This is a genomic window from Roseateles saccharophilus (assembly GCF_004342485.1).
In the GTDB taxonomy this organism is placed as follows: Bacteria; Pseudomonadota; Gammaproteobacteria; order Burkholderiales; family Burkholderiaceae_C; genus Pelomonas; species Pelomonas saccharophila.
In genome coordinates this window covers 1-7176 of record NZ_SMBU01000072.1, presented here as the reverse complement: position 1 = coordinate 7176, position 7176 = coordinate 1, and the positions used below count along the sequence as shown (strand labels likewise).

The window sequence follows — 7176 nt, the reverse complement described above, 5'->3', positions numbered from 1 at the left end:
GAGTGTTGCTTGCTTCATGCGAGCATCATCCCGACGCAGCGCTCACCTTGCCACCTGATCAACCCGCAAGGCGGACCTTAATCAGCGTAGCCCTAAGAGAGATGCGGCGGCGGACTACTTCGCGACGGCCTGGATGAGCTCGATGTCCTTGCGCAGCAGGCTGTTGACCAGCGCGGCGACTTCGATGCCCTTGGCGCGGGCGCGCTCGGCGAGGAAGGACTGCACCTCGTCGTCGAGGTAGACCGGCATGCGCAACGTGGCGCCTGCGTGGTGGAACTTGCCGCGCACGCCCTTGGAGAAGTCAATCTCTGCGGGCATGCCGTCGTCTGGGGTGATGCTTGCGGTCATATGGGCTGCCTCAAGGGTGGTGGTTCAGCGAGGTTCATCCTCATAGCTGTGACGTTCGCGCGGCGTGGCCTCGCGGGCGGAGATGAGGCGCACACGCGCCTCGCTAGCACTGAGTGCCTCGTAGGTATGCACGACCACCAGCAGCCGGCCGCTGTCGGTGCGGCCGATGGTGAACCAGCGTTCTTCAAACTCGCTGTGAGCTTCATCGTAGACCGTCAAGGCCAGCGCGTCCTGCAGCACGGTGGCCGCCGTCTCGAAGGCCACGCCATGCTTGGTGAGGTTGATGCGAGCCTAGTTCGGGTCCCACTCGAAATGCAACACCGGCGAGGTCATGCACGCGCCTGCTGGGCCAGTACCGTCTCCAGCATCTCCGTCACGAAGCGCTGGCGAGCGCGCGGCAGCTTGGCGATGGCCTCCATCTGCTCCTGCCACTGCGTCACTGGATCGCGTCGGGTGCGGCCGACCTTGGGCTCTTCACCGAAGAGCGCTTCCAGCGACACCTCCAGCGTTTTGGCCAGCAGCGGCAGCGCCGACACCGGAATACGACGGCTGCCGGACTCGTAGCCCTGCAAGGTCTGCTGCCTCACGCCCAGCACCTCGGCGAGCTGGGTCTGGGTCAGGCTGCGCGCCTTGCGAAGTTGAGCGATGCGCTCGCCCATGGCGGCATGGAACTCGCGCTCATCGTGGGTGATGGGGGTCACGGTTGGCAGAGGGGAATTGAACTTGATGGCCAACACGCTTACCCAGCGTGTTGCATGATGTTGTTTAGAATACAGCAAAGTGCGATACGGTCGGGCGAGTTACTTGTTGGCTCTTTGCTCATTAGTGTTGCTGGCTCACATGGTGTCGACCCTGCGCCGCAATGCTTTGGCTTCCGTCTTCTTCAGACACCGTACCGACGAGTTTTCGGTCGACGTGGTCGTCGCGCTCGATGGACTCGCCAAGGAGCGACGATGGCCAAGGCGGGACAGCGCAAGTGCATGTCGTGCGGGGAGTTTTTCATCCCCGACCATCGCAAGGGGGAGCGCCAGCGCTACTGCTGCGCTGCCAATTGCCGGCGCGCCAGCAAGGCCGCCAGCCAGGCAGCCTGGCTGGCCCGGCCGCCCAACAACGACTACTTCTGCGGCCCCGTGCATGTCGCCCGGGTGCAGGCCTGGCGTGCCGCGCATCCGGGGTACAGCCGTGGCAGGGGGCGGCCGTCGCGGGCGTTACAAGATCTCTTGACGCCGCAAGTGACTGATTCGATTGAGGAATGTGCCGATCGTGTTGAGCCTGTCGAGGCGCCCGTGGCCCTGGCGTTACAAGATCTGTTGAACACCGAATCGCCTTTGCTGGCGGTGCTGCAATTCGCGGGCAAGGCGCCAACGGCGCTGTGTCCGGTCATCATGGTCAACGGCAAACGCCTACATGCGCTGGCGCACTATGCCGCGCCGTTGCCAGGCAGAGCTGAAGAAGACCGTCAGAGACAGTGATCCGAAGAAGACGGATCAGGAAGAACACGCACGTTCACACCGGCTGAAAGAAGACAAATTCAAGCCGGCGTCCACAAGTGAGGCCGGGGCCTTTGCCGACGAGGTCACCGCTGCGGCCTTCGCCCCCAGGGCGCGCACGCGTCGGCAGCTGCCCGTGGCGCCCCGGGGCTCGTCGCTGGAGGCCAACACGACCGCCGGGCCGAGCAGATCGAGGCGATTGCCGAGGAGCAGTTAGGCGAAGTGGGTATCGCCAAACCCACGGGATGCTCTGGTCGAGATCCGTGCTGCCTCGGTTCCCCACTCATTTGGCTTTCCGCTTGATCGGCGGCCATTGCCGTCGCGCATGGATCACGTTGACGATTTCCACGAGCGTGGGTGATTCCCGGTAGAAGACCAGGTAGTTCGGCCGGATCACCATTTCGCGCAGGCCCTTGGCTCGCGGCGAGACCTTGTAGAGCTTGGGATTGTCGAGCAGCGCCACAGCCTTGCTCTCGATCTCGTTCATGAGATTGTCGGCGGCGTCGGGGTTGTCTTCCGCGATCTCGGCGATGATCAACAGGAGGTTGGCGCTGGCTTGAGGCCGCCATTCCAGGAGGGGTTGCGCGGGCGACTTAGCCGGCATGCTGCTTGCGCTTCTTGTCGATCAAAGCACGCGCCTTACGCATCACCGCGTCATGCGCCATGTTGGGTGCTGGATCAGCCAACGAAGCCGCGATCGACTCCTTGACCCACTGGTCGTGCGCGGCGGCAGCGTGCGCCGCCTTTAGCCGGTCCGATGCAACCGCGCGGCGCTTCTCCGTGCCCGGCTGGATCGCTTTCGAGCCCGGCTCGAACTCGGCCAGGTGGACAGTGCATTCCGTGATGCTCATGTCCTTAAGGTAGCGGGCCAGCGTCTCGAACTTGCGGAAGGTGCGAGGCTCACCACGGGCGGCGGCCAGCGTCTGGCTGGCGCGGCCGTAGTTAATGACCACGCCCCAGCTCCCGGCCTGGCCGACGATTTGCGCGCCGACGTGCGCGCCGGCACTCATCAGGCGGCGCAGCGTGCTGTGGTCAATGGTCTTCTCGAGGGTGGACATGGCGACGACTCCCACAACTTGAAAGCTTAGATTGCGGGCGACAGTTTATAAGAAAGTGTCAATCTCTTCCCAAAGCGGCGGACCGGCCGCGCGACATGACGCCCATTGCCGCCTTGAGAGCCCTTCATTTCGCACACCCAGTCCAGGGATGCCTCGGCGACCATGCGCAACGAGCCGGTCGGCACGGTCGATCTCGCCGTCCTCGGCAAGAATGGTGGCAACACGATCACCTGAAAGGATCCAAGATGGGCAAGCACCACGTCCTGGCCGGCCTGCTGGCGACAACCCTCCTTGCAGGTGTTGCCCAAGCCGGATCCAAGGAGGACATCGAGGCGCACCTGCGCGCGGGCCGTTGGCAAGAGGCCGAGGTCGAATTGCATCAGGTGCTGGAGAAGCATCCGACCAATGCGACGGCTCACTATTGGCTCGCGCAGGCCGAGTATCGGCAGGGCAGGGTGCAGGAGGCCGCCGCCGAGGCTCGACGCGCCCTGGAACTCGATCCGAGCAAGAAGTTCGCGGCCGACCCCCAACTGCTCGAGACGCTGCTTTCAGGGGCCTCCGCTCGTGCTGAAGGCAGTGCCGGGGCTCAGGTCCCCATCGCCGCTTCCCCGGCAGTGCAGGACTCCCAGGGCAGCTCGCATCTCTTGGGTTGGCTGATCGCGCTCGCCCTGGTCGTCGGATCGGTCGTCTTGTGGTTCGCGACGCGGTCTCGAGAACAGGCAGACCAGAAGGCTGAGCGGGAGCTCTGGAGCGGCCGCCTGCGCCAGGCGATCGAGGACCTCAAAGACGCCGTCAAAGCCAGTGACGCGAATCCGCAGAACGGCCCCGAAGTGAAACTTGCCAATTACGACCGGGCCAATCAGCTGCAGAGCTCGATCCAGTCTCACCTCGCCGACATCGCCCGTCGTTCGGAGTACAGCGAGACGCAGGAGCTCATCGGCAGGGCGCACGACGTCGCTGCCCAGATCCGCGGCGAGGAACTTCCCAGCGTGCGTCAGCAGCGCCTGGAAAGCGAGCGACTGGCCCAGCAGGCGGCGTTCCAGTCCACGGCGCCTGCCTACGGGCCCTATGGCCCCGCGCAGACCACGGGCGGTCCCGGGGTCCTGGGCACCGTGGCGGCCGTCGGCGCAGGGGCGGCCGCAGGCATGCTGCTGGCCGAAGCGGCCGAGGCCGCGACAAGCCATCGTGTTCAGCATTCGGACTTTGACACGCCGTCCCGTGGGCCATTCCCAGCCACTGCGCAGCCAGGGCTGGACCTGGGAGGCGCTGCTGGCACCGATGCCGACTGGTCACCGAGTGGCGGTGGCGCTGACACGGGCATTGACTTCGGCAGCGGCGGTGGAGACGACTTCTCGTGACCCGTCTCTCGTAAATAGCCGCCGCCTGTCCCGCTGGATCCCGCGACTGGAACAACCCCAGCACCCGGACCACGGCGCACTGTGCAACCCATTCGCACAGCTCCAGCGGCGCCAGCGCTGTGCACACGATGCCCGCGGGCGCCTGCATGCCGCCCGGTCCCTGGCCGAGGTTGTTCGCCTCAACGGTGGGCAACTCTGTTGATAAGCGCTGCAGCAGGCTGCTAAGTCATTGTCTGGCCGGGAGTTGACTGCCGCTGCCGGAAAAATGGGCAGGCGGGCCCATCCGGCCGGCAAGGTTGCCGTTTCCGGCCCAACGCCCTGGGCGTAATAGCCGTAGGTCTCATGGAACTGCGAGCCCTCGCCGATGGCTGCATCGATCCGGTCTGCCAGCTCCGGGGCGTTCAGCGGGTAGATGTCGGCCTTGGCTGACATCGTGAACATCTCGGGCGGGTTCGGGATCGGCCCCAGGATGGATTGGCTGCCGACGATCATGAACTCGTACTGGTCCGTGATCTCGCTGCAGGCGCGGAAGATGTGTTCGAGGTCTTCGCGGTTCATGGCGTGATGTCGTCGCCCGGCACGACGCCCTTCTTGAGCCCGCTGACTTGCGCCAGTACGTCTTGCCGTACCCGCTCGGGCAGCACGGTGGGCAATGGCGCGAAGCCTGACGCAGTTCCTGTGCGCGGCGCGTGCGGCCCAGGACCTTGCGCCACTTGCCCTCGCGAAGAATCTCCTGCCACTCCCTCCACAGGCCTGCGGAGCGGGAATTGCCATTGCCAAGCCAACGTTCGAGCGTGTCCTGGGCCTGTTGCAGCAAGGCAGGATCGGCACGGACCCGGCGCACAGCCTCGGTGTGCAGGGCCAGGCTTTGCAGATCCTGGGCCTGGTGCCGAGTGGCGTCGGCCGACACCAGCACTTGAATGGCGGGCCGAGCGCGGCGCGATTGGGCGGCGGCCGAGCCTGGGGCGGCGGCCGAGCCTGGGGTGGCGGGCTGCATCACGTCGCTGGCCAGCAGTGCCAGATCGGCGCCGACACCCAGCGCCGACATGACGCGCCGGAGTCGCCGAGGCAGGGAGTGCGACGGATTTCACGAGGAGCTGCCGGGTCATCGGCATGTCATTCGCGGTAAAAGCGTGCTGGACATGATGCCCGGGCACTTCTGGAGCCGACATGTCCACGCCCCGCACCTTCTTCAAGACCAGGTCTGCGCTGCAGCTTCTGGCCGGTCCCCGAGGCACGTTGGCCGTACCCCGGCGCATGCTGCTCATCAACGTCGACGGCAAGCGCGGCGTGCCGGAACTCCTTGAGATTGCCCGTGCGTTGGGGCTGGGAGCCGACGCACTCCACGACCTGCAGCGCGACGGCCTGATTGACTTCGCCACGGAGCCGGCGCGCGCATCCACCGCCCCGGCGCCCAGGTCGCTGCACCCCCCCGCTGCGGTCGCAGCGATCAGCCCCGGTCCCAGTGAGGATCTGCGCCGATTGGTGCGAGCGAAGCTCTTTGCGGTGGACCTCGCCGGCCGGATGCTGGCCGGACGCGATTTCGAGCTGCGGGCCCGCGCCCGCGAGGTCGACAGCGAATCACGCTTTCTTGACTGGTTGGCCGATGCTTCCAATCGCATCGAGGCCGCAGCCGACGCCGAACGAGCCCAGTTGTTCCGGGAGCGCGTGGCACAGGCCGCGTCCTGAGCGGCAGTTGGCAGCGAACTTGTCGAGGACGCCGACCTCGATTCCCTGCGCCAACGCTGAAGCAGCGCCGTTCTCAGCCTGACTGCTGGCGATGGACGTAGGGCGTCTGGTGTGCCGCCGTGTCGCTGAGGCGTCGCCAAGCCCGTCAAGCATGCCCGGGACATCGGTTCGTCGATTTATTCAGTGAACGCTCGGTCGACTGCCGAAGTTCGGCCGCGACGACCGCTTGACGCCGCACCCGGTCCCTCGCGTTCTGATGCCCTGAGGCCTGCGGCGGCGGATGCCGGCTGCTCGCGGCCAAACATGGCCGCCGGCAACTCGGCCTTCCACAACAACCGCCAGCTCCTTCAATTGCTCTTTGGCGGCCAGGAAAGATCGACGACGTTGCGCAGCCGCCTGACGAAGCCTGAATCAAGGTTCTGCCGCACGCCAGCGGCAAGAATGAGGATCCCGCTATAGGCCTCAATCTTCTGGAGCAGATAGCCGACCTCGGCATTGGCATAGCGATCGTGGCTGTCCTTGACGACGCTGCGCTTTCCGAACAACGCATCTGCCTCGTCGAAGAACAGCACGGCACCGCTCGCGGAAGCCGCCGCAAAAAGGCGATCCAGGTTCTTCTCGGTCTCCCCGATATACGGGCTCACCAGATGGCTGAGGTCAGCGTGCATGAGATCGCACCCCATCACGCGGGCAAGGACTTCGGCAGCATGCGTCTTGTCGGTGCCGGACGGTGCCGTCAGGATCACCGTGCCGACGCGCTCGGTGGCGACGTTGCACAGTTGCGCGACGCTGTTGGCCGGCAAGGCGAGATCTTCCAAGCGCGACGCGATCCTGTTGACCTTGGGCATGGTGACTCCTCGGCAAGGCCTTCGATTCTCGCCCGATCGGCCCTGAAGGGGTGCAGCCCTGCCGCTGAAGGAGAGCGGTCAGCTTGATGGCATCTGCAAAGAGGTTGTTGAGATCTTGAACGACCGGACCCACTTCCCGAACCCCATCTCGGTGCCGCGTCGGAGGACGCCTTGCCGGCAGATCGAGTGAAACGGGCTGGTGGTTTGCGCCACCAGAATCGGGGTGATCTTTTTTCGGTGCCAAAACTGACGGTCCAATCCAAGGGGTAACCCCAGGCTTCAAGCTACTCTCCTGAATCCGTGACTGTTGCCCGAGCTGGGAGCGGCAAGTCGTTGATCTGGCGCGTGAATTGCGCGTAGCAAGGCGCTGGCGGTGGACACCCTG

10 protein-coding genes are annotated in these 7176 nt (G+C 65.2%); 3 read left to right on the top strand and 7 right to left on the bottom strand.

The window, feature by feature from the left end; genetic code table 11:
- Window positions 1–114: 114 nt before the first annotated feature.
- From EV671_RS26080 to EV671_RS26070, 3 genes are read right to left on the bottom strand one after another with little or no spacing between them, the layout of a single operon-like run.
- Window positions 115–318, bottom strand: coding sequence for a hypothetical protein (locus EV671_RS26080; RefSeq protein WP_132576819.1), 204 nt, complete (start codon window positions 316–318; stop codon window positions 115–117).
- 54 nt (window positions 319–372) lie between these two features.
- Complete coding sequence (locus tag EV671_RS26075; RefSeq protein WP_277592518.1) at window positions 373–633, bottom strand: BrnT family toxin; 261 nt, start codon at window positions 631–633, stop codon at window positions 373–375.
- Window positions 634–677: 44 nt separating this feature from the next.
- On the bottom strand, window positions 678–1049 hold the full coding sequence (locus tag EV671_RS26070) for a helix-turn-helix transcriptional regulator (protein ID WP_243655896.1): 372 nt from the start codon (window positions 1047–1049) through the stop codon (window positions 678–680).
- A 252-nt stretch (window positions 1050–1301) separates the two neighbouring features.
- On the opposite strand from EV671_RS26070, the gene EV671_RS26065 reads away from it, so the two are divergent.
- Complete coding sequence (locus EV671_RS26065) at window positions 1302–1820, top strand: hypothetical protein (protein WP_132576818.1); 519 nt, start codon at window positions 1302–1304, stop codon at window positions 1818–1820.
- A 301-nt stretch (window positions 1821–2121) separates the two neighbouring features.
- On the opposite strand, the gene EV671_RS26060 is transcribed toward EV671_RS26065, so the two are convergent.
- A complete protein-coding gene (locus tag EV671_RS26060; RefSeq protein ID WP_132576817.1) occupies window positions 2122–2442 on the bottom strand; it encodes a type II toxin-antitoxin system RelE/ParE family toxin in 321 nt (106 codons plus the stop codon).
- The gene (locus EV671_RS26055; RefSeq protein WP_132576816.1) at window positions 2432–2896 is read right to left on the bottom strand and encodes a hypothetical protein; all 465 of its coding nucleotides are present in this window, start codon (window positions 2894–2896) and stop codon (window positions 2432–2434) included. Before EV671_RS26055 ends, EV671_RS26060 begins: the two co-directional genes overlap by 11 nt.
- A 245-nt stretch (window positions 2897–3141) precedes the next feature.
- Here EV671_RS26055 and EV671_RS26050 point away from each other — a divergent pair, with 245 nt between their 5' ends.
- On the top strand, window positions 3142–4254 hold the full coding sequence (locus tag EV671_RS26050) for a bacterial transcriptional activator domain-containing protein (RefSeq protein ID WP_165917745.1): 1113 nt from the start codon (window positions 3142–3144) through the stop codon (window positions 4252–4254).
- Here the strand turns inward: EV671_RS26050 and EV671_RS27640 are convergent.
- On the bottom strand, window positions 4186–4812 hold the full coding sequence (locus tag EV671_RS27640) for a hypothetical protein (protein WP_243655895.1): 627 nt from the start codon (window positions 4810–4812) through the stop codon (window positions 4186–4188). The genes EV671_RS26050 and EV671_RS27640 overlap by 69 nt on opposite strands.
- 612 nt (window positions 4813–5424) lie before the next feature.
- On the opposite strand from EV671_RS27640, the gene EV671_RS26040 reads away from it, so the two are divergent.
- Window positions 5425–5943 carry a hypothetical protein gene (locus EV671_RS26040; protein ID WP_132576814.1) on the top strand — a complete coding sequence of 173 codons (519 nt, stop codon included), beginning with the start codon at window positions 5425–5427 and terminating at the stop codon, window positions 5941–5943.
- A gap of 347 nt (window positions 5944–6290) precedes the next feature.
- On the opposite strand, the gene EV671_RS26035 is transcribed toward EV671_RS26040, so the two are convergent.
- Complete coding sequence (locus tag EV671_RS26035) at window positions 6291–6791, bottom strand: ATP-binding protein (protein ID WP_132576813.1); 501 nt, start codon at window positions 6789–6791, stop codon at window positions 6291–6293.
- Between the last annotated feature and the right edge of the window lie 385 nt (window positions 6792–7176).

Excerpts from the sequence above, each read along its gene's own strand:
- EV671_RS27640 (WP_243655895.1), bottom strand. The coding sequence starts at position 4,812 with ATGAACCGCGAAGACCTCGAACACATCTTCCGCGCCTGCAGCGAGATC.
- EV671_RS26035 (WP_132576813.1), bottom strand. The coding sequence starts at position 6,791 with ATGCCCAAGGTCAACAGGATCGCGTCGCGCTTGGAAGATCTCGCCTTG.
- EV671_RS26060 (WP_132576817.1), bottom strand. The coding sequence starts at position 2,442 with ATGCCGGCTAAGTCGCCCGCGCAACCCCTCCTGGAATGGCGGCCTCAA.
- EV671_RS26055 (WP_132576816.1), bottom strand. The coding sequence starts at position 2,896 with ATGTCCACCCTCGAGAAGACCATTGACCACAGCACGCTGCGCCGCCTG.
- EV671_RS26050 (WP_165917745.1), top strand. The coding sequence starts at position 3,142 with ATGGGCAAGCACCACGTCCTGGCCGGCCTGCTGGCGACAACCCTCCTT.
- EV671_RS26080 (WP_132576819.1), bottom strand. The coding sequence starts at position 318 with ATGCCCGCAGAGATTGACTTCTCCAAGGGCGTGCGCGGCAAGTTCCAC.
- EV671_RS26040 (WP_132576814.1), top strand. The coding sequence starts at position 5,425 with ATGTCCACGCCCCGCACCTTCTTCAAGACCAGGTCTGCGCTGCAGCTT.
- EV671_RS26065 (WP_132576818.1), top strand. The coding sequence starts at position 1,302 with ATGGCCAAGGCGGGACAGCGCAAGTGCATGTCGTGCGGGGAGTTTTTC.